At 53.4% G+C, this 24,194-nt stretch carries 22 protein-coding genes and 1 pseudogene; 19 read left to right on the top strand and 4 right to left on the bottom strand.

The features are described from left to right. The 4 genes from PSSD_RS21220 to flgL all read left to right on the top strand — a co-directional run. On the top strand, nucleotides 1-982 hold a 982-nt coding region (locus PSSD_RS21220), incomplete at its 5' end, for a flagellar basal body P-ring protein FlgI (RefSeq protein WP_058973593.1). Next, on the top strand, nucleotides 982-1,923 hold the full coding sequence (flgJ, locus tag PSSD_RS21215) for a flagellar assembly peptidoglycan hydrolase FlgJ (protein ID WP_058973592.1): 942 nt from the start codon (nucleotides 982-984) through the stop codon (nucleotides 1,921-1,923). The genes PSSD_RS21220 and flgJ, both read left to right, overlap by 1 nt. 118 nt (nucleotides 1,924-2,041) lie before the next feature. Then, complete coding sequence (gene flgK, locus PSSD_RS21210; protein ID WP_058973591.1) at nucleotides 2,042-3,688, top strand: flagellar hook-associated protein FlgK; 1,647 nt, start codon at nucleotides 2,042-2,044, stop codon at nucleotides 3,686-3,688. 18 nt (nucleotides 3,689-3,706) lie between these two features. Further along, a complete protein-coding gene (gene flgL / locus PSSD_RS21205; protein ID WP_058973590.1) occupies nucleotides 3,707-4,669 on the top strand; it encodes a flagellar hook-associated protein FlgL in 963 nt (320 codons plus the stop codon). Nucleotides 4,670-4,832: 163 nt separating this feature from the next. Here the strand turns inward: flgL and rne are convergent, their stop codons facing one another. Continuing rightward, entirely contained in the window at nucleotides 4,833-8,138 is a 3,306-nt protein-coding gene (gene rne, locus PSSD_RS21200) for a ribonuclease E (protein WP_058973589.1), read from the bottom strand. Nucleotides 8,139-8,712: 574 nt separating this feature from the next. On the opposite strand from rne, the gene rluC reads away from it, so the two are divergent. Continuing rightward, complete coding sequence (gene rluC / locus PSSD_RS21195; protein WP_058973588.1) at nucleotides 8,713-9,669, top strand: 23S rRNA pseudouridine(955/2504/2580) synthase RluC; 957 nt, start codon at nucleotides 8,713-8,715, stop codon at nucleotides 9,667-9,669. A gap of 11 nt (nucleotides 9,670-9,680) precedes the next feature. Here rluC and PSSD_RS21190 read toward each other — a convergent pair whose 3' ends face one another. Then, on the bottom strand, nucleotides 9,681-10,262 hold the full coding sequence (locus tag PSSD_RS21190; RefSeq protein WP_201023841.1) for a Maf family protein: 582 nt from the start codon (nucleotides 10,260-10,262) through the stop codon (nucleotides 9,681-9,683). A 143-nt stretch (nucleotides 10,263-10,405) separates the two neighbouring features. Between PSSD_RS21190 and yceD the strand changes: the two genes are divergently transcribed. The 14 genes from yceD (at nucleotide 10,406) to ptsG (ending at nucleotide 22,633) form a co-directional block, all read left to right on the top strand. Continuing rightward, nucleotides 10,406-10,927, top strand: coding sequence for a 23S rRNA accumulation protein YceD (gene yceD / locus PSSD_RS21185; protein WP_058973586.1), 522 nt, complete (start codon nucleotides 10,406-10,408; stop codon nucleotides 10,925-10,927). Nucleotides 10,928-10,941: 14 nt separating this feature from the next. Beyond that, the gene (gene rpmF, locus PSSD_RS21180; RefSeq protein ID WP_007885783.1) at nucleotides 10,942-11,112 is read left to right on the top strand and encodes a 50S ribosomal protein L32; all 171 of its coding nucleotides are present in this window, start codon (nucleotides 10,942-10,944) and stop codon (nucleotides 11,110-11,112) included. 27 nt (nucleotides 11,113-11,139) lie between these two features. Further along, a complete protein-coding gene (gene plsX / locus PSSD_RS21175) occupies nucleotides 11,140-12,180 on the top strand; it encodes a phosphate acyltransferase PlsX (protein WP_058973585.1) in 1,041 nt (346 codons plus the stop codon). Beyond that, nucleotides 12,181-13,134, top strand: coding sequence for a beta-ketoacyl-ACP synthase III (locus PSSD_RS21170; RefSeq protein WP_039333668.1), 954 nt, complete (start codon nucleotides 12,181-12,183; stop codon nucleotides 13,132-13,134). 16 nt (nucleotides 13,135-13,150) lie between these two features. After that, complete coding sequence (gene fabD, locus PSSD_RS21165; RefSeq protein WP_058973584.1) at nucleotides 13,151-14,083, top strand: ACP S-malonyltransferase; 933 nt, start codon at nucleotides 13,151-13,153, stop codon at nucleotides 14,081-14,083. Between the two features lie 10 nt (nucleotides 14,084-14,093). Beyond that, nucleotides 14,094-14,828: a 3-oxoacyl-ACP reductase FabG gene (fabG, locus tag PSSD_RS21160; RefSeq protein ID WP_039333672.1), complete on the top strand. Its 735-nt coding sequence runs from the start codon at nucleotides 14,094-14,096 to the stop codon at nucleotides 14,826-14,828. Between the two features lie 153 nt (nucleotides 14,829-14,981). Continuing rightward, a complete protein-coding gene (acpP, locus tag PSSD_RS21155) occupies nucleotides 14,982-15,218 on the top strand; it encodes an acyl carrier protein (protein ID WP_007885774.1) in 237 nt (78 codons plus the stop codon). A gap of 85 nt (nucleotides 15,219-15,303) precedes the next feature. Further along, nucleotides 15,304-16,545 carry a beta-ketoacyl-ACP synthase II gene (fabF, locus tag PSSD_RS21150; RefSeq protein ID WP_039333675.1) on the top strand — a complete coding sequence of 414 codons (1,242 nt, stop codon included), beginning with the start codon at nucleotides 15,304-15,306 and terminating at the stop codon, nucleotides 16,543-16,545. 122 nt (nucleotides 16,546-16,667) lie between these two features. Beyond that, nucleotides 16,668-17,480: an aminodeoxychorismate lyase gene (pabC, locus tag PSSD_RS21145; protein ID WP_058973583.1), complete on the top strand. Its 813-nt coding sequence runs from the start codon at nucleotides 16,668-16,670 to the stop codon at nucleotides 17,478-17,480. Beyond that, nucleotides 17,477-18,496, top strand: coding sequence for an endolytic transglycosylase MltG (mltG, locus tag PSSD_RS21140; RefSeq protein ID WP_058973582.1), 1,020 nt, complete (start codon nucleotides 17,477-17,479; stop codon nucleotides 18,494-18,496). Before pabC ends, mltG begins: the two co-directional genes overlap by 4 nt. Next, nucleotides 18,486-19,121 carry a dTMP kinase gene (gene tmk, locus PSSD_RS21135; protein ID WP_058973581.1) on the top strand — a complete coding sequence of 212 codons (636 nt, stop codon included), beginning with the start codon at nucleotides 18,486-18,488 and terminating at the stop codon, nucleotides 19,119-19,121. The genes mltG and tmk overlap by 11 nt, the downstream gene beginning before the upstream one ends. Further along, a complete protein-coding gene (gene holB / locus PSSD_RS21130) occupies nucleotides 19,118-20,107 on the top strand; it encodes a DNA polymerase III subunit delta' (RefSeq protein ID WP_058973580.1) in 990 nt (329 codons plus the stop codon). Before tmk ends, holB begins: the two co-directional genes overlap by 4 nt. 17 nt (nucleotides 20,108-20,124) lie before the next feature. Next, nucleotides 20,125-20,916: a metal-dependent hydrolase gene (locus PSSD_RS21125; protein WP_058973579.1), complete on the top strand. Its 792-nt coding sequence runs from the start codon at nucleotides 20,125-20,127 to the stop codon at nucleotides 20,914-20,916. 283 nt (nucleotides 20,917-21,199) lie between these two features. Beyond that, nucleotides 21,200-22,633 carry a PTS glucose transporter subunit IIBC gene (gene ptsG / locus PSSD_RS21120; protein ID WP_058973578.1) on the top strand — a complete coding sequence of 478 codons (1,434 nt, stop codon included), beginning with the start codon at nucleotides 21,200-21,202 and terminating at the stop codon, nucleotides 22,631-22,633. 43 nt (nucleotides 22,634-22,676) lie between these two features. Here ptsG and bglB read toward each other — a convergent pair whose 3' ends face one another. Both bglB and PSSD_RS21110 read right to left on the bottom strand, forming a co-directional pair. After that, nucleotides 22,677-23,816 (bottom strand): beta-galactosidase BglB, encoded by a 1,140-nt coding sequence (gene bglB / locus PSSD_RS21115; RefSeq protein ID WP_058973577.1) that lies wholly within the window; start codon nucleotides 23,814-23,816, stop codon nucleotides 22,677-22,679. After that, nucleotides 23,813-24,194, bottom strand: a pseudogene (locus PSSD_RS21110) (MFS transporter); the annotation flags it as partial. The gene bglB and the pseudogene PSSD_RS21110, both read right to left, overlap by 4 nt.

Genomic DNA, 24,194 nt, shown 5'->3' with positions numbered 1-24,194 from the left:
TTACGGCTTAGTGGTTGGTCTGGACGGAACCGGTGACCAGACCACGCAAACCCCATTCACCACACAAACTGTCAGCAACATGCTGTCGCAGTTAGGTATCACCGTACCCACCGGCACCAATATGCAGCTGAAAAACGTGGCTGCGGTAATGGTGACCGCCAAACTGCCTTCTTTTGCGCGGCAGGGACAAAACATCGATGTGGTGGTCTCTTCACTGGGTAACGCCAAAAGCTTACGCGGCGGTACGCTGTTGATGACGCCGATGAAAGGTGTCGATAATCAGGTTTACGCCTTAGCCCAAGGTAACATTCTGGTCGGTGGTGCAGGCGCATCAGCAGGCGGCAGCAGTGTACAGGTCAACCAGTTGAACGGTGGGCGCATCACCGGCGGGGCGACGGTAGAACGTGAGTTGCAGAGCAACTTTGGTAGCCAAAACACCATTAACCTGCAGCTGAATAATGAAGATTTCACCATGGCGCAGCGCATCGCTGATGCCATTAACAGCCGTGGCATGGGGTCAGCACAACCTCTGGATGCGCGTACGGTGCAGATTCGCGTATCGCCAAACAACAGCTCTCAGGTCCGTTTGCTCTCTGAAATCCAGAACATTGACGTTTCTGTGCCGTTGGAAGATGCCAAGGTGATCATCAACTCACGTACCGGATCTGTCGTGATGAACCGCGAAGTGACGCTGAACACCTGTGCCGTTGCGCAGGGTAACCTGTCCGTCACCGTGAACCAGCAGCAGAACGTCAGCCAGCCGAACACGCCGTTCGCCGGTGGACAGACCGTAACCACCAACAATACGCAGATCGATGTGCGTCAGAGTGGCGGGGCACTGCAGCGCGTGAATTCCAGCGCCAACCTCAACAACGTGGTGCGTGCGCTGAATGCCTTGGGTGCCACACCGATTGAGCTGATGTCGATTCTGCAATCGATGGAAAGTGCAGGCTGTCTGCGCGCCAAACTGGAAATCATCTGATGACTGATACGCAATCGATGATGAATGCGGCGTTTGACAGCCGCTCACTCAATGATCTGAAACGTGAAGCTGCCACCGATCCAAAAGGAAAGGCGCTGCAGGTGGCGAAACAGGTTGAGGGGATGTTCGTACAGATGATGTTGAAGAGCATGCGTGAAGCCTTGCCGAAAGATGGCATCTTCAGCAGCGATTCCACACGCATGTATACCTCAATGTACGATCAGCAGATTGCACAGGAAATTGGAAAACGTGGTTTGGGTATGGCGGACCTTATCGTCAAGCAGATGCAGCCAGCGCAGGAACCGGATGAAACCGCAGGGACAGTGCCGATGAAGCTGGATAACAGCTTCATCTACAGCAATCTGCCTTCGAACCAGTTAGAGCAGATGGTACGCAAGGCGGTACCACGCTTGCCGGTTTCATCTTCCAGTTTGCCTGCGGACAGCAGCGATTTTATCTCGCAGCTGGCGCAACCGGCGCAGGTCGCCAGTCAGCAGAGTGGCATCCCTCATCACTTGATTCTGGCGCAGGCCGCGCTGGAGTCGGGTTGGGGGCAACGTCAGATTCTGACGCGTGATGGCAAGCCAAGCTACAACGTGTTTGGCATCAAAGCCGGTGGCGACTGGAAAGGCGCCACCACCGATATCATGACCACGGAATATGAGGGCGGCGTGGCACACAAAGTCCGGGCCACCTTCCGCGTCTACGGCTCCTATATGGAGGCGCTGAGTGACTACGTCAAACTGCTCTCCAATAACCCACGTTATGCCGCGGTGGCCAACGCCGCTACGCCGGAGCAGGGTGCACGCGCCCTGCAAGAGGCAGGTTACGCTACCGATCCGAAGTATGCGCAAAAGCTGGTGGGAATGATCCAACAATTCAAAAACATGGGCGAAAAAGTGGTAAAGGCGTACAGCCAGGATATCACCGATTTGTTCTGATTTTTTGCCTCAAGTTTCACTTAAGCACGCCGATAACCAACATAAGCTGCGGGCGTTATGGCCCGCACAATCGCACTGATGACTGCCAGCCCGGTTAACGGGAAATTAAGGAACCGAGATGTCCAGCATAATTAACTCAGCGATGAGTGGGCTGAGCGCCGCACAGGCCGCATTAAGCACCACCAGTAATAACATCAGTAACTACACGGTAGCGGGCTACTCACGTCAGACTATCCTGTTAAATCAGGCTAACAGCACGTTATCGGGCAACAGTTATTACGGCAATGGCGTGAACGTCACTGGCGTGCAGCGTGAATATGATCAGTTCATTACCGCCCAGTTACGCGGTTCCAGCGCCAACTATAGTGCGGTGAACACCCAATATTCTCAGATCTCTAATATCGACGATCTGCTTTCAACCTCGACCACCAGCCTGTCGACATCTATTCAAAGCTTCTTTACCAACGTGTCAAACGTGGTCAGTAATGCTAACGATCCTTCAGCGCGTCAATCGATGCTGAGCTATGCGCAAGGGTTGGTGAATCAGTTCCAGACCACGTCGCAATATCTGAATAACATGCAAACCAGCGTCAACACTGACATCACCTCAAATGTTGACCAAATCAATACCTTTACCAGTCAAATTGCTGATTTAAACACGCAAATCGCTAAACTCACCACCAGTGGCGGATCAGCGCCGAACGATTTGTTGGATCAGCGAGACCAGTTGGTCAACAACTTAAATAATGTCGTCGGTGTCACTGTTTCACAGCAAGATGGCAACTATATCGTTTCAATGGGCAGTACAACGCTGGTCAATGGTAAGAACACCACCCAGCTTGTTGCTATGCCATCAAGCAGTGACCCTTCACGCACTACTGTTGGCTATGTTGATAAATTGGCCGGTAATGTTGAGATCCCAGAAAAGACGCTGACCACCGGTTCACTGGGTGGTCTGTTAGCCTTCCGCACTCAGGATCTGGATACCGCACAAAACCAACTGGGTCAGCTTGCCGCCGCGTTCACCACCAGTTTCAACGCGGTACAAACCGCCGGGTACGACAGCAATGGCAATCAGGGTACCAACTTCTTTACCATCGGCAGCCCAGATGTGCTGAGTAACAGTAAAAACACCTCTACTGCAACGGTGACTGCGGCATGGACAGATACCAGCGCGTTAAAAGCCTCAAACTATACGGTCAGTTATGACGGAACCAACTGGTCAGTTACCCGTAATTCAGACAACGTAAAACTCACCCCGACGAAGGATGTTGATGGTAGCGGAAACACGACGTTAAGTTTTGACGGCCTTGAGTTGACCGTGAACGGCACACCTAACGCGAAAGACAGTTTCCTGGTTAAGCCAGTTCAAAACGTGATTGGGGGCATGACCGTTGCCATCACCGATGAATCACAGATTGCTGCGGCCTCGTCGGCGACCAGCGGTGAGAGTGACAACACCAACGCGCAGAAGATGTTAGATCTGCAAGATGCAAAACTGGTGAATGGCAATGCCACCATTACGCAGGCGTACGCCAGTTTAGTCAGCACGGTGGGTAACAAAACCAGTACTCTGGAAACGGCCAGTACCACGCAGGAAAACGTGGTGAATCAGTTAACTGACCGCCAGCAATCCGTGTCAGGCGTCAACCTTGATGAAGAGTACGCCAACCTGACTAAGTATCAGCAGTTTTACATGGCGAATGCGCAGGTATTGCAAACCGCCAGTACCATTTTCAACGCGCTGATGGACATCCGCGGCTAAGCATAGAGGATACGAGCCATGCGTTTAAGTACTAATATGATTTTCAACCAGCAGGTGCGAGGTATCACTGACTCGCAGTCCTCTTGGTTAAAAGTCGGCGAGCAACTTTCAAGTGGTCGTCGTGTGAACAATCCTTCCGATGACCCCATTGCTGCTTCACGTGCAGTGGTGTTATCGCAGTCACAGGCAAAGAGTTCACAGTTTTCCACCGCGCGTAGTTTTGCCGAACAGAATTTGTCGATGGAAGAAAATTCGCTCTCCAGCGTGACCAGTAGCATTCAGGACGCGCAAACGCTGATCGTTTACGGTTCAACGGGTACATTGAGTGACGATGACCGTGCATCCATTGCGACTCAGTTAGAAGGCATCCGTTCTCAGTTATTGAACCAGGCTAACAGCCAGGATGGTAACGGTCGCTACATTTTTGCCGGTTATCAGACAGATAAAGCGCCGTTCGATGACACAGGGACCGGCGTCACTTATGTCGGCGGCACAGATGCAATGTCACAAAAGGTCGACACCAGCCGCACCATGACAGTAAGCGATACCGGTGATTCCGTCTTTATGTCCATTACCGGTAATGCCAAAGCAGAACCGGACGGAACGCCGAGTGAGACCAATCTGTTCAATATGCTGGACAGTGCTATCGCCGCATTGAAAGTTCCGCAAGATGATGCGGATGATGCGACCAAGCAGACATTCCAGAACGCCATGGATAAGACCAACCGTGGATTGAGTAACTCACTCAACAATGTTCTGAAAGTTCGTTCAGACGTCGGTACTAAACTGGCCGAGTTAGACACGCTCAATGCACAAGGTGACGATCGTGACACTATCATGACCTCGCAGATGAGTGATTTAGTGGACGTCGATTACACCTCTGCAATCTCCAGCTACACCATGCAACAAACGGCACTGCAGGCGTCTTATAAGACCTTCACTGATATGTCTAAGATGTCGCTATTCCAGCTCAACTCTTAAATAACTGAACTGAAAATTTGAGCGTGCTTAAACCGGGCGCGCTTAGTTTCTCCCACCGCCTTTCGAGGCCGTGGGATTTTTTTTGCGCAATCTATCGCGCTTCTTACTGGCAATAAAAAACCCCGAACCAGTCGGGGTTTTGTTATCGCTTTACGGCTTAAGCTTAAACGCTTTCAGGACGTGTAGCCGGTGCTGTCGCCTGGTGAGTGGCGCTGTGGCCACCTGCAGAACCACGACCGTCAAAGTCGAACGGTGGGCGAACCCAGTCGCTGTGACGAACCGCTTCAGGTTCCCATGCCGGCGCCGGTGCTTTGGTCATCGGCGCAGTGGCGTGATGCTTCCAGCGGGTTTCAGCGTTGTTTACAGCAGTGTCACGCGCTGCAACAGGCGCATGGGGTTCCGCGACAGCTGCAACAGGCGCTTCAGCAGCAACCGGTGCACTCAGCACGTCTTCCACTTGCGATTCAACCGCCGGCGCGACATCTGCTGGGGCTTGTTCAGCGACGACTACGGCTTCACGCGCGGCTTCTGCTACAGGCTCAACTTCTGCCACAGGTTCAACATCTGCGACGGCTTCAACAACAGGCTCATCAGCGGTGATGGCCGGGACCGCTTCTGCCGCCGTTTGTTGCGCAATCTGCTCATCAGCAGCCGGGATCACGGCAGGTTCTTCGTTGACCGGAGCGGCAACAGGTGCCAGATCATCCGTATTCACCACTGGCACTTCAGTGTGTGCCTGCGGTTCAGCGTGATGAACGATCTCTTGTGTTTCAGGCTGCGCGACTTCAGTTGATGCCGCTTCCACTGCCACAGGCTGAGTATCCGGCTCACCAGTATGCTGATAGCTGTAATCTGGCATTTCGTTCAACGCTTCCGGAGAAGAGAACTGCTCGTGGGTCTGAGCAACCGGATAGGTAATCCAGACTTTGCCTGACGCCATTTCTGGTGAAGCAGAGGCTGATTCCAGCGGCATCGCAGACTGCGTTGGGTAGCGCTCGTCACGATAGCGACGACGGCGTTGACCACTCACGCGCAAGTGACGAGGAGAACGACGTGAGCGGCGCGGCATATTCGCGCTATCACGGTTTTCGTTGTCATCTTGCTCATCATGGGTTGCTTCAGGTTGTTCATTGAACTGAGCGCGCTGTGCTGTTTCAACCGCAGCTTCTGAAACGGCTGGGGTTGGAATCGCGGCGGTCACTTCAGTGGTATCACCCACGCGTACACGCTGATTCAGCTGGCGCGGTTTACGACGCGGCATGACTTGAACGCGTTCTTCTTCCTGAGCAACGTTTTCGTCAACGATATCAGTCTGAACGGCATCAGCGGCTTTCTGATCTTGCTGCTGAGTGCGTTTTTCTTCCTGACGACGACGCTGACGCTCAGCACGCTGTTCACGGCGCTGCTGTTGCTGCTCATCACGCTGCTGCAACTGCTCTTCAGTCAGTGCAGGGCGCTCGCCACGTGGCTCGTTCTGACGCTTATTACGGCGATTGTCTTGGTTATCACGAGGCTCACGTGCTTCACGCGACTCGCGAGGTTCACGTGCTTCACGAGCTTCACGGCCCTGCGCATTGTCGCCATTACGCGGTGTGCGTTCACGACGATTGTTACTGCGACGGTTGTTACGACGTTCGCCACGCTGTTGATTGTTCTCACCTTCAGCGGCTTTCTCTTCTGGTTTAACTTCTGCTGGAGTTGCTGCAGGTGCATCACTCGCGAACAGTTTTTTCAAGCCACTCAGAAGGCGAGCAACAAAGCCGGTGCTGGCAACGGCAGGTGCAGCAGCTGCGGCCGGTTTAGCGGCGGCTTTCGCCACAGGCTGGCTGGTTTGTTCAGCTTCAACCGGCGCAGGTGGTGCATCCGGCATCACGAACGCGGCAAGCGCCGGCTGCTCAGGACGGCGACGCTCAGCATGCTCTTCTTCCGAAGGCAACGCCATCTCCGCCTCATGTAACTTCGGCAGGTGATAAGAGAGAGTCTGCGTCTCTTCACCTTTACGCACGCGCAGCACGGAGTAGTGTGGCGTTTCCATCTGATCGTTCGGCACGATAATGGCACGGACGCCACCCTGGCGCTTCTCGATAGCGCTGACTGCATCACGTTTTTCGTTCAGCAGGTAAGAGGCTACCGGCACAGGTACAATCGCATGCACTTCTTTGGTGTTGTCTTTCAGCGCTTCTTCTTCAATCAAACGCAAAATAGACAAGGAGAGCGATTCGTTATCACGAATGGTGCCGGTACCGCTACAACGTGGGCACACGTGGTGGCTGGACTCGCCCAATGAAGGGCTGAGGCGCTGACGCGACATTTCCAGTAAACCGAAACGCGAAATGTGGCTGATCTGAATGCGTGCGCGGTCCTGACGGACGGCTTCGCGCAGACGGTTCTCAACCGCACGCTGGTGACGGACTGGTGTCATATCGATGAAGTCGATAACGATCAGGCCACCAAGGTCACGCAAGCGCAGTTGGCGCGCGATTTCATCAGCGGCTTCCAGGTTCGTATTGAACGCCGTTTCTTCGATATCACCACCGCGCGTGGCACGTGCGGAGTTGATGTCGATAGCGGTCAACGCTTCAGTGCTGTCGATAACAATCGAACCACCGGAAGGCAGACGCACTTCACGCTGGAAGGCGGATTCGATCTGCGACTCGATCTGATAATGGCTGAACAGCGGGATTTCACCGGTGTACAGTTTGATTTTGCTGCTGAAGTCGGGGCGACCCAAGGCAGCGATATGCTGACGAGCCAGTTCCAGTACTTTCGGGTTATCGATAAGAATTTCACCGATATCCTGACGCAGGTAGTCGCGGAAGGCGCGCACAATGACGTTACTTTCCTGATGGATCAGGAAAGGTGCAGGGCGGCTATCGGCGGCTTTTTTAATCGCTTCCCAGTGTTTCAGTCGGAAGCTGAGATCCCACTGCAGTGATTCGGCAGATTTGCCCACGCCCGCAGTACGAACGATTAAGCCCATGCCGTCTGGCAGTTCCAGCGCGGAGAGTGCTTCTTTCAGTTCGGTACGGTCATCACCTTCGATGCGACGGGAAATGCCGCCGGCACGCGGGTTGTTCGGCATCAGTACCAGATAGCTACCGGCCAGTGAAATAAAGGTGGTTAATGCAGCACCTTTATTGCCGCGTTCCTCTTTATCAATTTGAACGATAACTTCCTGACCTTCACGCAGCACATCTTTGATGTTCGGACGACCATGTGCGTTGTAATTAGCAGGGAAATATTCGCGGGAAATTTCTTTTAGAGGGAGAAAACCGTGGCGTTCAGCACCGTAGTCTACAAATGCAGCTTCGAGGCTTGGTTCAACACGGGTGATTTTACCTTTGTAGATGTTGGCTTTTTTCTGCTCGTGTCCGGGGCTTTCGATATCCAGATCGTACAGACGTTGTCCATCAACAAGGGCAACGCGCAACTCCTCCTGCTGAGTTGCGTTAATTAACATTCTTTTCATCGTGACTTACTCGTTATTCTCACATGAGTGATAAAGCTGCGGGCATCGTTACCCATGGACGAGAATCAACCGATGGCCTCGTGTCTTAATGCACTGACGTCAACCTCACGGTTGTCGTCGGCTAAAGAGGCGCAAATCTTGTCGGTGGCCTGTTTTTCATAAGGAAAACCAGCGCCTGAAGGTGGAATTGCTACAGAGTATTCAGAAATCCACACATCCTAGTCTGTCGTCCAGGCCGCAACCCGCAGCCCGCTAAGTGCCTGATTAAACATCACGTCTTACGCCATTGCTGCGTGTCAGTTTCATCCGGCAAAATACCTTAATTTCGCTCTTTTTCCTGCCTGACTCTTTCCAGGACAGAAACCCCTGCATTATTCCATTGCTCACCAACATATAGCAAGGCGACTTTTGCCGAGCTGTGAAGTTTGTGCATCCTTAACCTGTTCATTTGCAGGGCTTAACCTCGCTTTGATGAAAAAGTCATCATTAAGACCTTTTCCCAACGCGATAAAGAGAGAGTTAAGCACAGAAAAAGGGGTGGCGCTATCCAGGGACACTATTTAGAATCGCCGCCATGAAAACAGAGAATCCCGGCGTACAGTATGTCGCCATTTCGGCTGAAAATGCCGGACAACGAATTGATAACTTTTTGCGCACCCAGCTCAAGGGCGTGCCGAAAAGCATGATTTATCGCATCTTGCGTAAAGGCGAGGTGCGCGTGAATAAAGGTCGCGTCAAAGCAGAGTACAAACTGGAAGAGGGCGACGAAGTCCGAATTCCTCCAGTGCGGGTTGCTGAGCGAGAAGAGCAGGCGGTGTCGCCGAAACTTGATAAAGTCGCGGCGTTGGCGCATGCCATCTTGTACGAAGACGATCATTTACTGGTGTTGAACAAACCGGCAGGCACAGCAGTTCATGGCGGAAGCGGCCTGAGCTTTGGGGTTATTGAAGGTCTGCGCGCACTGCGCCCGGAAGCGCGTTTCCTTGAATTGGTTCATCGCCTTGATCGTGATACCTCAGGCATTCTGCTGGTTGCTAAAAAACGCTCGGCTCTGCGTTCGTTGCATGAGCAGTTGCGCGAAAAAGGCATGCAGAAAGATTACCTGGCACTGGTGCGCGGCGACTGGCCGTCACATTTGAAAGTTGTGCAGGCTCCTTTGCTGAAAAACATTTTGCAAAGTGGTGAGCGTGTAGTGCGCGTGAGTGCGGAAGGTAAGCCTTCAGAAACGCGCTTTAAAGTCGAAGAGCGTTTTGGCTTTGCGACGTTAGTAAAAGCGAGTCCGGTCACCGGTCGTACGCATCAGATTCGCGTGCACACGCTGCATGGTGGACATCCGATTGCGTTTGACGATCGTTATGGCGATCGTGAATTTGACCGCCAACTTGCCTCAACAGGTTTGGCTCGCTTGTTCTTGCACGCGGCAGCCCTGACCTTCACACACCCTAATACCGGGGAAGTGTTGCGGATGGAAGCGCCGCTGGATAATGCGCTTAAGCATTGCCTTGCACAGTTACGTCAGAAAAAAGCGTGATGCAACGGGCATCAACCTAATGCGTTGATGCCCACTTTTATCAGCATTTCATTTAGCGCAATCAACGGTAGACCAATTAATGTATTGGGATCGCGTCCCTCGAGCCGTTCAAACAGACAAATTCCCATCCCTTCACTTTTAAAACTGCCTGCACAGTTCAACGGTTGTTCCTTTTCTACGTAGTAACGAATCTCTTCATCACTTAAGGTGCGGAAATGCACGTTAAAGGGCTCAACAATCACCTGTTGTTGCTGACTTTGCGGTTGAATCAATGCCAACCCGGTGTAAAAAGTGATCACTTTACCGCTGGCAGCCGAGAGTTGCTGACAGGCATTTTCAACGGTATGAGGTTTTCCCGTAATCACACCATCCAACACGCAAACCTGATCTGAGCCGATGATCCAGTGGTCAGGGTAATCTTTTGCCAGTGCCTGAGCCTTGGCTAACGCCAGGCGTTGCACCAACGCATGCGCGGATTCATCGGGCAGCGGGGTTTCGTCACAATCTGGGGCGGCGGCTATGAACGGCAGGCCAAGCTTAGCCAGCAAGGTCTGACGGAAAGGGGAGGTCGAGGCCAAAATTAACGGAGTCATCATTTTTTTTCAGAATAGATAGCGTAAAGATGACAGTCATTTTAAACTATGCGCCGCACTGGATGCGACTAACGGGTGAAAGATGCTGTAATCCGGCCTTTTTCTTTGACTCTATGACGTTACAAAGTTAATATGCGCGCCCTATGCAAAAGGTAAAATTACCCCTGACGATCGATGTGGCCCGTGCCGCGCAAAAACGCCTTGATTACCAAGGTGTGTATGCACCTGAATTGGTGGCGCGTTTGGCTGAAACGGTCGTGAGTGTGGACAGTGATGTGGAATGCACCATGTCGTTTGCGATTGACAACCAGCGCTTAGCGGTTCTTGAGGGAACAGCTGAAACGCAGGTGACTTTGTCATGTCAACGCTGCAACCAGTCGTTTTCGCATCATGTTCACGTAAGCTATTGCTTCAGTCCTGTCTCTTCTGATGAGCAGGCCGAGGCACTGCCGGAAGCGTACGAGCCAGTTGATATCAATGATTTCGGCGAAATCGACTTGCTGGCAGTCATCGAAGATGAACTCATCCTCGCGCTGCCTGTCGTTCCGGTGCATGATTCTGAACACTGTGAAGTGTCCGACGCGGACATGGTATTTGGGAAGTTGCCTGCAGAGGCAGAAAAACCAAATCCATTTGCCGTATTAGCCAGTTTAAAGCGTAAGTAATAGGAGTAAGGTCCATGGCCGTACAACAGAATAAACCAACCCGTTCTAAGCGTGGTATGCGTCGTTCACACGATGCGCTGACCACAGCAGCTCTGTCAGTAGATAAAGTTTCTGGTGAAACTCATCTGCGTCACCATATCACTGCGGATGGTTACTACCGCGGTCGCAAGGTTATCACCAAGTAATTCTTTGCGGTTACGCAAGGCGATACCTTGACACGTTTGACCCTGGCAGTTGATGCCATGGGCGGGGATTTCGGTCCCTGCGTGACAGTGCCTGCATCCTTGCAGGCACTGGCCTCTCATACGCATCTGGTTCTTCTTCTGGTCGGTGATCCCGACATCATCTCGTCATTTCTTGCCAAAGCGGATTCCTCGTTACTGGGGCGTGTGCAGGTGATCCCTGCCGAATCGGTTATTGCAAGTGATGCCAAACCTTCACACGCTATTCGTAACAGTCGCGGCAGTTCCATGCGCGTGGCGTTAGAGCAGGTGAAAGAAGGTAGAGCACAGGCGTGTATCAGTGCGGGGAATACCGGCGCATTGATGGGCCTGGCAAAAATGTTATTAAAGCCGCTGGATGGGATTGAGCGTCCGGCGTTGATGACCGTCTTGCCGCATCAGCAGCATGGCAAAACGGTGGTGCTGGATTTAGGCGCAAACGTCGATTCCGACAGCGACATGCTGGTGCAGTTTGCGGTGATGGGCGCCGTCATGGCAGAAGAAGTGCTGGAAATTGCCAAGCCGCGCGTTGCACTGTTGAACATTGGTCAGGAAGAGACCAAAGGGCTGGAAACGATTCGCGCAGCATCTGCGGTTCTACGAGACACACCGCAAATCAACTATATTGGATATCTTGAGGGGAACGATCTCCTCACCGGCAAGACGGATGTGCTGGTCTGTGATGGCTTCGTGGGTAACGTCACGCTGAAAACCATGGAAGGCGTGGTAAGAATGTTTCTTTCTCTGCTCAAGTCGTCAGAGGATGGGAAAAAACGGGCCTGGTGGTTGAAACTGGTCGGGCGCTGGATTCAAAAGCGCCTGGCAAAACGTTTCGGTCATCTCAACCCCGACCAGTACAATGGCGCTTGTCTGTTAGGATTGCGCGGGACAGTGATCAAAAGCCACGGTGCGGCGAATCAACGTGCGTTTGCCGTGGCGATAGAGCAGGCAGAGCAGGCGGTGCGAAGGCAAGTCCCAGAGAGGATTGCTGCGCGCCTTGACGCTGTATTAGCCAGGAGTGACAAAGCGTAGATGTTTACCAAAATTATCGGTACGGGCAGCTATTTGCCTGAGCAGGTTCGCACCAATGCGGATCTTGAAAAACTGGTGGAAACTTCGGACGAGTGGATTGTCACCCGTACCGGCATCCGTGAGCGCCGCATTGCTGCGCCAGATGAAACCGTTGCCACCATGGGCTTTACCGCCGCGCAACGTGCGCTGGAAATGGCTGGCGTTGCTGCCAGCGATGTCGGTCTGATTATTGTGGCAACCACCTCTTCCAGCCACGCCTTCCCAAGTTCAGCGTGTATGATCCAGCAAATGCTGGAGATTAACGACTGCGCGGCATTTGATTTGGCCGCCGCTTGTGCAGGTTTTACCTACGCATTAAGCGTTGCCGATCAATACATCAAAAATGGCGTGGTTAAACACGCGCTGGTGATTGGTGCGGACGTTCTGGCGCGGACCCTGGATCCTGAAGATCGCGGCACCATTATCCTGTTTGGTGATGGCGCGGGTGCGGTGGTACTGGGTCAAAGCGAAGAGCCGGGCATTCTGTCAACGCATCTTCACGCTGATGGCCGCTACGGCAAACTGTTGACGCTGCCGTATCAGGATCGCGCGCATCAGGATGAGCCAGCTTACCTCACCATGGCAGGTAATGAAGTCTTCAAAGTGGCGGTAACCGAACTCGCCCACATTGTTGACGAGACGTTACAGGCCAATAACCTTGACCGCGAAATGCTCGACTGGCTGGTACCACACCAGGCCAACTTGCGTATTATCAGCGCCACCGCCAAAAAACTCGGCATGGGCATGGACAAGGTTGTGGTCACGCTGGATCGCCACGGCAACACTTCCGCTGCCTCAGTGCCAAGTGCACTCGATGAAGCCGTGCGTGATGGCCGTATCAAGCCAGGACAACTGATTTTGCTCGAAGCCTTTGGTGGCGGGTTTACCTGGGGTTCGGCGCTGGTTCGCTTTTGATTGACAGGAACGAAAGATGACACAATTTGCTTTTGTTTTCCCGGGACAGGGATCACAGACCGTTGGCATGTTGGCCGACCTGGCTGCAGAAAATCCGCAGGTTGAAGCCACATTCCGTGAAGCTTCAGATGCACTGGGTTACGACTTATGGCAGCTGGTGCAACAAGGCCCTGCTGAAGAGTTGAACAAAACCTGGCAGACCCAACCAGCCTTGCTGGCGGCTTCAGTGGCCATTTACCGTGTCTGGCAGAGCAAAAATGGCTCACAGCCGGTGTTAATGGCGGGCCACAGCTTGGGTGAATATTCTGCGCTGGTTTGTGCTGGTGTACTGAATTTCGCCGATGCGATTAAGCTGGTTGAGCTGCGCGGCAAATTGATGCAAGAAGCGGTGCCAGAAGGCACGGGCGCTATGCAGGCAATTATTGGTCTTGATGATGAATCCATTCGTAAAGCCTGCGAAGAAAGCGCGCAAGGTCAGGTGGTTTCACCGGTCAACTTCAACTCGCCTGGCCAGGTGGTTATCGCGGGCAATAAAGAAGCGGTAGAGCGTGCTGGAGTAGCCTGCAAAGCAGCAGGTGCAAAACGTGCATTGCCGTTGCCTGTCAGCGTACCGTCGCACTGTGCGTTAATGAAGCCCGCCGCAGAGAAACTGGCCGTTGCGCTGGAGAACATTACGTTCAACGCCCCAGCCGTACCGGTGGTTAACAACGTGGATGTGAAGTGCGAAACTGAGGCCGCGGCGATTCGCAGCGCCCTGGTACGCCAGCTGTACAGCCCCGTTCGCTGGACGGAAGCGGTTGAGTTTATCGCGACCCAAGGTGTTGACCAGTTGCTTGAGATCGGCCCAGGTAAAGTCCTGACCGGTCTGACCAAACGTATTGTAGATAGCCTGACCGCTGCTGCAGTGAACGATTCTGCTTCACTAAACGCTGCGTTTACACAGGAATAAGAGGAAAAACATGAGCTTTGAAGGTAAAGTAGCGCTGGTGACTGGCGCAAGCCGCGGCATTGGCCGTGCGATCGCGGAAACGCTGGTTGCACGCGGTGCGAAAGTGGTGGGAACGGCTACCAGTGAAAGCGGTGCGGAAGCAATCAGTGCTTACCTCGGCGATAAAGGTAAAGGTCTGCTGCTGAACGTGACCGATGCCGCCTCTATTGAGAGCGTGCTCGAGAAAGTTCGCGCTGAATTTGGCGAAGTGGACATTTTAGTCAATAATGCAGGCATTACGCGTGACAATCTGTTGATGCGCATGAAAGACGATGAATGGGCGGATATCCTCGATACCAACCTGACATCGGTCTTCCGTCTTTCTAAGGCGGTTATGCGTGCCATGATGAAAAAACGCGTGGGCCGTATCATTACCATCGGTTCTGTAGTTGGAACCATGGGTAACGCGGGCCAAACAAACTACGCGGCAGCAAAAGCAGGTTTGATTGGCTTTAGCAAATCACTGGCGCGAGAAGTCGCGTCACGTGGCATTACCGTAAACGTCGTGGCTCCGGGCTTTATTGAGACGGACATGACGCGTGCACTGAACGAAGATCAGCGCTCGGGCATTTTGGCAGAAGTGCCGGCAGGTCGTTTAGGCGACCCGCAGGAGATTGCCAATGCTGTTGCATTCTTAGCCTCTGACGAAGCCTCTTACATCACGGGTGAGACGCTGCACGTCAATGGCGGCATGTACATGGTCTGATAATCACGAAATCATTTGCATTATCTGCGGTAAACACCGCAGAATAGCGCAAAATCGTGGTTCGACCAGCCGGGATTTTGTTGCATCTTTTTCAACATTTTATACACTACGAAAACCATCGCGAAAGCGAGTTTTGATAGGAAATTAAATAGTATGAGCGATATCGAACAACGCGTTAAGAAAATCGTAGCTGAGCAGCTGGGTGTTAAAGAAGACGAAGTGATTAACACTGCTTCTTTCGTTGAAGACCTGGGTGCAGATTCTCTTGACACCGTTGAGCTGGTAATGGCTCTGGAAGAAGAGTTTGATACTGAAATTCCAGACGAAGAAGCTGAGAAAATCACTACCGTTCAGGCAGCGATCGATTACATCAATAGCCATCAAGGCTAATGAATATCTTCAGGCGGTCACTCGACCGCCTGAGTTTTATGTTTGCCCCACATAGCGTTATTTTTTCCCTCCCTGGAGGACGTACGTGTCTAAGCGTCGTGTAGTTGTGACTGGTCTTGGCATGTTGTCTCCTGTCGGCAATACCGTAGAGTCTACCTGGAGTGCTCTCCTTGCCGGTCAGAGCGGCATTAACCTGATCGACCATTTTGATACTAGTGCCTATGCAACACGCTTTGCGGGCTTAGTAAGAGATTTTAATTGCGATGAATTCATCTCGCGCAAAGATCAGCGCAAGATGGATGACTTCATCCAATACGGCATTGTTGCCGGCATTCAGGCTATGGCAGACTCCGGTCTGGTTGTAACCGACGAAAATGCCGGTCGCATCGGTGCGGCAATTGGTTCCGGCATCGGCGGACTGGGTTTGATTGAAGATAACCACAGTTCACTGGTCAACGGCGGTCCGCGCAAAATCAGCCCATTCTTTGTTCCTTCGACCATCGTTAACATGGTAGCCGGTCATCTGACCATCATGTACGGTCTGAAAGGTCCAAGCATTTCGATTGCAACGGCTTGTACTTCAGGCGTGCATAACATTGGTCATGCTGCGCGTATCATCGCGTACAACGATGCTGACGTTATGCTGGCTGGTGGTGCTGAAAAAGCCAGTACCCCACTGGGTGTGGGTGGCTTCGGTGCTGCACGTGCGCTCTCCACAAATAACGAGAATCCGCAGGCGGCAAGCCGTCCTTGGGATAAAGATCGTGATGGCTTTGTGCTGGGTGACGGTGCAGGCATTGTGGTGCTGGAAGAGTACGAACATGCGAAGAAGCGCGGTGCGAAAATCTATGCTGAAATTATCGGTTTCGGCATGAGCAGCGATGCTTACCACATGACCTCTCCTCCGGAAGATGGTTCAGGTGCTGCAGCGGCAATGGTCAATGCCTTGCGTGATGCGCAACTGAATGCGGAGCAGATTGGCTACGTTAACGCACATGGCACCTCGACGCCAGCCGGTGACAAAGCTGAAGCGCAGGCAGTGAAGTCAGTATTTGGTGCAGCGGCCCGCAGTGTGATGGTCAGCTCAACCAAATCAATGACCGGACACTTGCTCGGTGCGGCAGGCGCCGTAGAATCGATTTATTCGATTCTGGCACTGCGTGACCAGGCCATTCCGCCAACCATCAACTTGGATAATCCAGATGAAGGTTGCGACCTGGATTTCGTGCCGCATACGGCGCGCCAGGTGAGTGGTCTGGAGTATGCTCTGTGTAACTCCTTCGGATTTGGCGGCACCAACGGTTCGCTTATCTTCCGCAAGGTATAATTCATACCCCGCACAATAAAAGGCCCGCAATGCGGGCCTTTTTTATATTTTGACACGCAGTGGCGTGGAATCTTACGTTCGTCGATGGTATGTAAACAGGCACAGTAGCCAAGGGGATCGGTATGTTGATAAACGGCATAGAGCAGAACGTGCTCTCCGCAAGCGATCGCGCGGTGCAGTTTGGCGACGGCTGCTTTACCACTGCAGCGGTGGTTGGCGGCAGAATTCAGTTGCTGGATGCCCATCTGCAACGGCTGAAAGAGAGCTGTGAACGCCTGTTTATACCGCTCCCTGATCTCGCCCGATTGTCGGCAGAGATGCAGCAGCTGGCCAGCGGTCAGGCTCAGGCCGTATTAAAAGTCATTCTGACGCCCGGTGCAGGAGGCAGAGGCTACAGCCGAGCCGGCTGCGAGACGCCGACTCGCATTCTTTCGCTGGCACCCTGGCCGCAGCACTACGCACGTCTGCAGCAGCAAGGCGCAACCCTCGTCACCAGTCCGGTTCGGTTGGCAAGAAATCCTTTGCTGGCTGGGCTAAAGCATCTGAACCGACTTGAACAAGTACTGATCCGCCGACATCTTGATCAGACCGACGCTGACGAAGCGCTGGTGCTTGACACTGCAGGGACGGTGGTGGAATGCTGTGCGGCCAATTTATTCTGGCGCAAAGGCGAACGCATCTATACGCCGCGCCTGGAACAAGCGGGTGTGAATGGCATTATGTGCCGTTATCTGATGGCGCAAATGGCGATGGCAGGCCAGTCTTGTCAATTGATTGACGGTAGCAGGGACGATGTGTTGAACGCCGATGAAGTGGTGATTTGTAACGCCCTGATGCCGGTTTTACCTGTGCGGAAAATTGACGATGTTTCGTTCTCCGCGCGCACGCTGTACCAGCAACTGCAGGACAGTTGCCAGACAATGGAAGCAACATGACCCGAATGAAAAAAATCGTCGCCAGCGCCGTGGCGATTGCCGGCCTCGCGGCCGCCTTTAGTTATTGGCAAATCGAACGTTTAGCCGATACACCTTTGACGATCAGCCAGGAAACCATTTATACCTTGCCAGCAGGCAGCGGTCGCGTGGTACTGGAAGCACAGCTGGAAAGTCAGCATATTATTCCTGCCAGCATCTGGTTTGGCCCGTTATTGAAACTGGAACCGGAATTAGCCAAATTCAAGGCGGGTACTTATCGGCTGGAAAGCAATATGACGGTGCGCCAGTTGCTTGAGCTGTTGGCCAGCGGTAAAGAGGCACAGTTCCCGGTGCGCTTTGTTGAAGGCTCACGTCTGAAAGAGTGGTTGGCAGAACTGCGCAAAGCGCCTTATCTCAAACACACCCTGACGGATGATGAGTTTGCCACCGTGGCAGCAGCCCTTAAACTGGATGCCAGCCAGCTCGAAGGCGCTTTCTATCCTGACACTTATCTCTACACCGCCAATACCAGCGATGTGGCGCTACTGGAGCGTGCGCACGCGCGCATGAACAAACTGGTCGATGAGATTTGGCAGGGCCGCATGGACAATCTGCCTTATAAGAAAGAGCAGGATTTGGTGACCATGGCCTCCATCATCGAAAAAGAAACGGGCGTCAGCGAAGAGCGCGCGCGCGTGGCATCGGTGTTTATAAACCGACTGCGTACCGGCATGAAACTGCAAACCGATCCCACGGTCATCTACGGTATGGGTGACAGTTACACGGGCACGCTGACGCGTAAAGACCTGGAAACGCCAACCGATTACAATACCTATACCATCAGTGGTATGCCGCCAGGGCCCATTGCCATGCCGGGTAGGGCATCACTGGAAGCGGCGGCGCATCCGGAAAAAACCAACTACCTCTATTTTGTCGCGGATGGTAAAGGCGGTCACACCTTTACCACCAACCTCGCCAGCCACAATAAAGCGGTACAGGTTTACCGGCTGGCCATGAAGGAAAAAAATGAAAAGTAAGTTTATCGTCATCGAGGGTCTGGAAGGCGCAGGCAAAACAACCGCCCGTGATGCCATCGTCGCGGTATTGCATGAGCAGGGGATTCGTGACGTGGTTTTCACGCGTGAACCCGGCGGCACCCCGTTAGCGGAGCAGCTTCGTGTGCTGGTGAAGCAAGGCATCGAGGGTGAGCAGGTCACGGATAAGGCCGAGCTGCTGATGCTGTATGCCGCACGCGTGCAACTGGTAGAAAACGTTATCAAGCCCGCACTGGCACGCGGTGCCTGGGTTATCGGCGACCGTCATGATTTGTCTTCACAGGCCTATCAAGGCGGAGGTCGTGGGCTGGATACGCAGTTGATGACCACCTTACGCGATGCGGTGCTGGGCGATTTCCGTCCTGATCTGACGCTCTATCTTGATGTCACGCCAGAAATTGGTCTGCAGCGTGCACGTGCACGCGGTGAGCTGGATCGTATTGAACAGGAATCGCTGCGCTTTTTCGAGCGCACACGTGAACGTTATCTGGCCCTGGCAGCCGCAGATCCTACCATCACCACGATTGACGCGACGCAGAATATTGCAGACGTGACATCGTCACTTCAGCAGGCGCTGCGCAACTGGCTGGCAGGTCAGGCGGCATGAACTGGTATCCATGGCTGAACCAGCCTTATCGGCAGATTATCGCCCGCCATCAAGCCGGTCAGGCGCATCATGCTTTACTGATCCAGGCCATCGATGGGATGGGGGATGATGCGCTGGTTTGGGGCGTAAGCCGGTGGCTAATGTGCCAGCAGCCCGAAGGATTAAAAAGCTGTGGCCATTGCCACGGTTGCCAGTTGATGCAGGCGCACACCCATCCAGACTGGTATCGGCTGGAGGCTGAAAAGGGCAAGTCGTCTCTGGGTATCGATGCCGTGCGCGATGTGACAGAAAAGCTCTATCATTTCGCCCAACAGGGTGGTGCGAAGATTGTTTGGTTACCGGATGCCGCACAACTCACCGAAGCCGCGGCGAACGCCTTGTTAAAAACACTGGAAGAACCCCCGGCAAACTGTTGGTTCTTCCTCAGCGTGCGTGAGCCGTCGCGCTTACTGGCAACATTGCGCAGTCGTTGCATGACATGGCATTTGTCTCCGCCGGAAGAAGTGCAAAGTCTGTCTTGGTTGCACAAACAGCAACCGCAGCCTGAAGTGGTGCTGCGTGCTGCACTGCGGTTAAGTAATGGCGCACCCGCGGCGGCGTTATCGCTGTTGCAACCCGAACGCTGGCAGGCGCGCACTAAGCTGTGTGAAACCTTGCTCACCGCCATAAATGGAGATGTGCTGCAACTGTTGCCGCCTCTCAATAGCGATGATGCGGCAGAGCGGCTCAGTTGGCTGATTTCGTTGCTAGTTGATGCCATGAAAGTGCAGCAAGGGGCCAGCCAATGGCTCAGCAACGGCGACAGAACCGATGTCGTTATGCAACTGGCAAAACATCTCAACAGCAGTGCGCTGAATGCCAGTGCTCAGCAGTGGATGCAGTGCCGCGAACAGCTGCTGCATGTTGCTGCGCTAAATCGTGAACTGATTCTGACCGACCGCTTGCTCGCCTGGGGACGTTTGATGTCACCCGCGGTGGTCGGCTAAGTAAAAAAGAGAGAAGTATGTTTATTGTTGATTCGCACTGCCATCTTGATGGTCTTGATTATGAAAAACAGCACCGCGATTTGGACGATGTGATCGCCAAAGCGGCGGCCCGTGATGTGAAGTTCATGCTGGCGATTGCCACCACGCTGCCGGATTACTACAAAATCAAACAGTTGGTGGGTGACCGTGAAAATATTGCGCTCGCGTGCGGCGTACATCCACTCAATCAGGAAGCGCCTTACGATGTTGAGGAATTTCGTCGCTTAGCTGCGGAAGAGCAGGTGATCGCGTTGGGTGAAACGGGACTGGATTACTTCTACCAACAGGAAACCAAAGCGCAGCAGCAAGCCTCTTTCCGCGAGCATATCCGTACCGGTATTGCGCTGAACAAACCGATTATCGTTCATACCCGTGATGCGCGTGAAGATACGCTGGCGATCCTGCGTGAAGAGCAGGTTGAAAAGTGTGGTGGTGTACTGCACTGCTTCACCGAGGATCATGCCACCGCCGCGAAATTGTTGGATATGGGCTTCTATATCTCCTTCTCCGGTATTTTGACCTTCCGCAATGCAGAACAAATTCGTGATGCCGCGCGCTACGTGCCGCTGGACCGCATGCTGGTGGAAACCGATTCTCCGTATCTGGCGCCAGTGCCGCATCGCGGCAAAGAGAATCAGCCCGCCTTTACACGTGATGTCGCCGATTACATGGCGGTACTAAAAGGGGTGGATATTGAAACCCTGGCTGCAGCGACCACCGAGAACTTCTCCCGCCTGTTCCACGTTCCAATGAGCCGCCTTGGCGGCTAATTCTCTTTATTTCAAACCATGAATTAATTGGCTGTGCCACGCCTGTGCCGCGCTTAACGCGGCGCAGGCAGTGTTTTATTGCTGCTTATTCAGGCAAGTCAGTAAGAAATGACTGAAAGCAATAAAACTTCATCAGCGAAACGTGATAGCCGTCAAAGTAACAATTATCTATTTATTTTACCCTTCGTAATAAATCAAAAGACGCTCAGCGTCACTCCGGTAAAGGATCCTCCCCCTTTGCCATGCGCACTGCGCAAAAACGCACTCATACTCAGGAGTTTCTATGTTCAAGAACGCATTTGCGAACCTGCAGAAAGTAGGTAAATCGCTGATGTTGCCGGTATCGGTTCTGCCGATTGCCGGTATTTTGCTAGGTGTTGGTTCGGCAAACTTCAGCTGGTTGCCAGCGGTGGTTTCCCATGTGATGGCAGAAGCGGGTGGTTCCGTGTTCGCCAATATGCCGTTGATCTTCGCGATTGGTGTGGCGCTCGGCTTTACCAACAACGACGGTGTTTCGGCACTCGCGTCCGTGGTGGCTTACGGCATCATGGTGAAAACCATGGCGGTGGTTGCGCCGTTGGTGTTGCATTTGCCTGCAGCGGAGATTGATGCCAAGCACCTGGCGGATACTGGGGTGCTCGGGGGCATTATTGCGGGTTCGATTGCCGCCTACATGTTCAACCGTTTCTACCGTATCAAACTGCCTGAGTATCTCGGCTTCTTCGCCGGTAAACGCTTTGTGCCGATCATTTCGGGTCTGACCGCGATTTTCACCGGTATTGTGCTCTCCTTTATCTGGCCACCTATTGGTACGGCGATTCAGGACTTCTCACAATGGGCTGCCTATCAGAACCCGGTTGTGGCGTTTGGTATCTACGGTGTGGTGGAGCGTTCGCTGGTGCCGTTTGGTCTTCACCATATCTGGAACGTTCCCTTCCAGATGCAGATTGGTGAGTTCACTAACGCAGCAGGTCAGGTGTTCCACGGTGATATTCCGCGCTACATGGCGGGCGATCCAACCGCGGGCAAACTCTCTGGCGGCTTCCTGTTTAAAATGTATGGCTTACCGGCTGCAGCGATTGCTATCTGGCACTCGGCTAAACCAGAGAACCGCGCCAAAGTGGGCGGCATCATGATCTCCGCTGCGCTGACCTCGTTCCTGACCGGTATTACCGAACCGATCGAGTTCTCGTTCATGTTCGTCGCGCCGATTCTGTACGTGATCCACGCGATTCTGGCTGGCCTGGCGTTCCCAATCTGTATTCTGCTGGGCATGCGTGACGGCACCAGTTTCTCACACGGCTTGATCGACTTCGTGGTGTTGAGCGGTAACAGCAGCAAAATCTGGCTGTTCCCGATCGTGGGTATCATTTATGGCCTGATTTACTACACCGTTTTCCGTGTATTGATTGTGAAACTGAACCTGAAAACACCTGGACGTGAGGACACGGCAATGGAACAGAGCAGCGCAACCGGCAGCGAAATGGCGGGCAAACTGGTGACTGCCTTCGGTGGTAAAGAAAACATTACCAACCTTGATGCCTGTATTACCCGTCTGCGTGTGAGCGTGGCGGATGTGGCGAAGGTTGATCAGGCGGAACTGAAAACCCTCGGCGCACGCGGCGTGGTGGTGGCCGGTTCCGGCGTTCAGGCGATATTCGGGACCAAATCCGATAACCTGAAAACCGAAATGGATGACTATATCCGTAATATGTAACGGATTGAAACGGGGGGCGGCCAAATGGCTGCCCCCAACACATTCAGAGATAAACCCGCAAATACTCCGTCAGACACAACAGCGCCATGGCCTGACCATAAGGCATTGAGGTGAGCGGTACCTGGCGATAGTAGTCCAGATCGCTGCCCATCGCGGTACCAAACGACACCTGTTTCAACTCCCCTTGTTCATCGATGTTGGCAATCACGCCACGCAGCGCCTTTTCTGCTATCGGGCGATATTCCTCGGGTAAGTAGCGCTTACGCACGGCTTTGAGAATGCCGTAGGCAAATCCCGCGGTCGCTGACGCTTCCGGATAGCTTTGCGGATCGTCGAGCAAGGTGTGCCATAACCCACTGCTATGCTGGCATTCCGCTAATGCCTTCACCTGACTGGCCAGCACCTGCTGCAGGAAACGGCGCGTGGCGTGATGCTCAGGCCAGTTCATCATTTCGAGGAAGTCAGGGATCACGATGGTTAACCAGCTGTTTCCTCGCGCCCAACGGGCGTTGGCGAAATTGTGGCGGCCCTCAAACGTCCAACCGTGAAACCACAGACCGGTTTGGCGATCCATCAAATATTGCGTGTGAATCAGGAACTGATAACTGGCTTCCTCGACAAATTCAGGGCGATCAAATAGCTGACCGATCTTCGCCAGCGCCATCACGCTCATCATCAGTGTGTCATCCCACAACTGCTGGGTATTCTCATTGTTATAAACGATATGCTGCAAGCCACCCTGTTCGGTGCGCGGCATTTCATACATTACCCATTCAGCCCAGCGCTCCAGCACCGGACGCCAGGCTGGGTTCCCGGTCTCCTGGTATCGATAAGCCAGCGTCAGGAAAGGACACATGGTATTGACGTTTTTGGTGGGCGTCCCTTCCGCCAGCCGGGCATCAAACCAGTCATCGATTATTTTCAGCGTGGCCTCATCACCAGTCTGCTGGGTGAAGTGCAGCATGCCATACAGGCCGATACCGTGCGTCCACTCCCAACCGGCCCAGCCTTTGGTGTCTATCACGCGGCCATCATCCAGTCGCAGTAAAAACTCGCCGCTGTGATCGGTGATATTCACGAGATTGTCGGTCAGTTTATGGATTAGCTGTACCAGTTCGCTGCGCGGTAACAAAAACTCAGGCTGGCGCAGCAAAGCGCTGTGCTTTACAGGAAATACGGTCATGGTTCATTCCTATCGTTAATCAGGGTAGGGAGAGGTTGCAAAGGGCTACGGTGCGTGGGGAGCGGCGGTGCAGCAGACTTGTGGCGATTGAGGTAGCCCACATTGTTGTTGCCCCACAAATTTTCATACGGCATGCCCGCCAGCGTTTCGACGATGGTGCGCGCCTGCGGCGTAATCTGTTCCGGCACGACGCGCCCGGCCGCGCGCATCTTCACCGTTTCCTGGCGTAAAACCGTGTGGGTGTGCAGGTTCAGTTTGAAGCGCAATGACACGATAAAGCCGCAGGTCAGCACACACAGCGTACCGACGCTGAGAATGAACAGGATGGTATGGCCTACGGCTGGGGCCTGCTCAGCTTTCCCAGAAGTAAATCCAGCT

Origin of the sequence: Type-D symbiont of Plautia stali, assembly GCF_001485335.1 — a bacterium.
Lineage (GTDB): Bacteria > Pseudomonadota > Gammaproteobacteria > Enterobacterales > Enterobacteriaceae > Pantoea > Pantoea vagans_C.
Note: the sequence above shows the minus strand (reverse complement) of the source record. Positions and strands in the feature narration are given on the sequence as shown.

Bases quoted from the DNA above. Each gene is read 5' to 3' on its own strand.
- flgJ (WP_058973592.1), top strand. From the start codon at position 982: ATGACTGATACGCAATCGATGATGAATGCGGCGTTTGACAGCCGCTCA.
- flgK (WP_058973591.1), top strand. From the start codon at position 2,042: ATGTCCAGCATAATTAACTCAGCGATGAGTGGGCTGAGCGCCGCACAG.
- flgL (WP_058973590.1), top strand. From the start codon at position 3,707: ATGCGTTTAAGTACTAATATGATTTTCAACCAGCAGGTGCGAGGTATC.
- rne (WP_058973589.1), bottom strand. From the start codon at position 8,138: ATGAAAAGAATGTTAATTAACGCAACTCAGCAGGAGGAGTTGCGCGTT.
- rluC (WP_058973588.1), top strand. From the start codon at position 8,713: ATGAAAACAGAGAATCCCGGCGTACAGTATGTCGCCATTTCGGCTGAA.
- PSSD_RS21190 (WP_201023841.1), bottom strand. From the start codon at position 10,262: ATGACTCCGTTAATTTTGGCCTCGACCTCCCCTTTCCGTCAGACCTTG.
- yceD (WP_058973586.1), top strand. From the start codon at position 10,406: ATGCAAAAGGTAAAATTACCCCTGACGATCGATGTGGCCCGTGCCGCG.
- rpmF (WP_007885783.1), top strand. From the start codon at position 10,942: ATGGCCGTACAACAGAATAAACCAACCCGTTCTAAGCGTGGTATGCGT.
- PSSD_RS21170 (WP_039333668.1), top strand. From the start codon at position 12,181: ATGTTTACCAAAATTATCGGTACGGGCAGCTATTTGCCTGAGCAGGTT.
- fabD (WP_058973584.1), top strand. From the start codon at position 13,151: ATGACACAATTTGCTTTTGTTTTCCCGGGACAGGGATCACAGACCGTT.
- fabG (WP_039333672.1), top strand. From the start codon at position 14,094: ATGAGCTTTGAAGGTAAAGTAGCGCTGGTGACTGGCGCAAGCCGCGGC.
- acpP (WP_007885774.1), top strand. From the start codon at position 14,982: ATGAGCGATATCGAACAACGCGTTAAGAAAATCGTAGCTGAGCAGCTG.
- pabC (WP_058973583.1), top strand. From the start codon at position 16,668: ATGTTGATAAACGGCATAGAGCAGAACGTGCTCTCCGCAAGCGATCGC.
- mltG (WP_058973582.1), top strand. From the start codon at position 17,477: ATGACCCGAATGAAAAAAATCGTCGCCAGCGCCGTGGCGATTGCCGGC.
- tmk (WP_058973581.1), top strand. From the start codon at position 18,486: ATGAAAAGTAAGTTTATCGTCATCGAGGGTCTGGAAGGCGCAGGCAAA.
- holB (WP_058973580.1), top strand. From the start codon at position 19,118: ATGAACTGGTATCCATGGCTGAACCAGCCTTATCGGCAGATTATCGCC.
- PSSD_RS21125 (WP_058973579.1), top strand. From the start codon at position 20,125: ATGTTTATTGTTGATTCGCACTGCCATCTTGATGGTCTTGATTATGAA.
- ptsG (WP_058973578.1), top strand. From the start codon at position 21,200: ATGTTCAAGAACGCATTTGCGAACCTGCAGAAAGTAGGTAAATCGCTG.
- bglB (WP_058973577.1), bottom strand. From the start codon at position 23,816: ATGACCGTATTTCCTGTAAAGCACAGCGCTTTGCTGCGCCAGCCTGAG.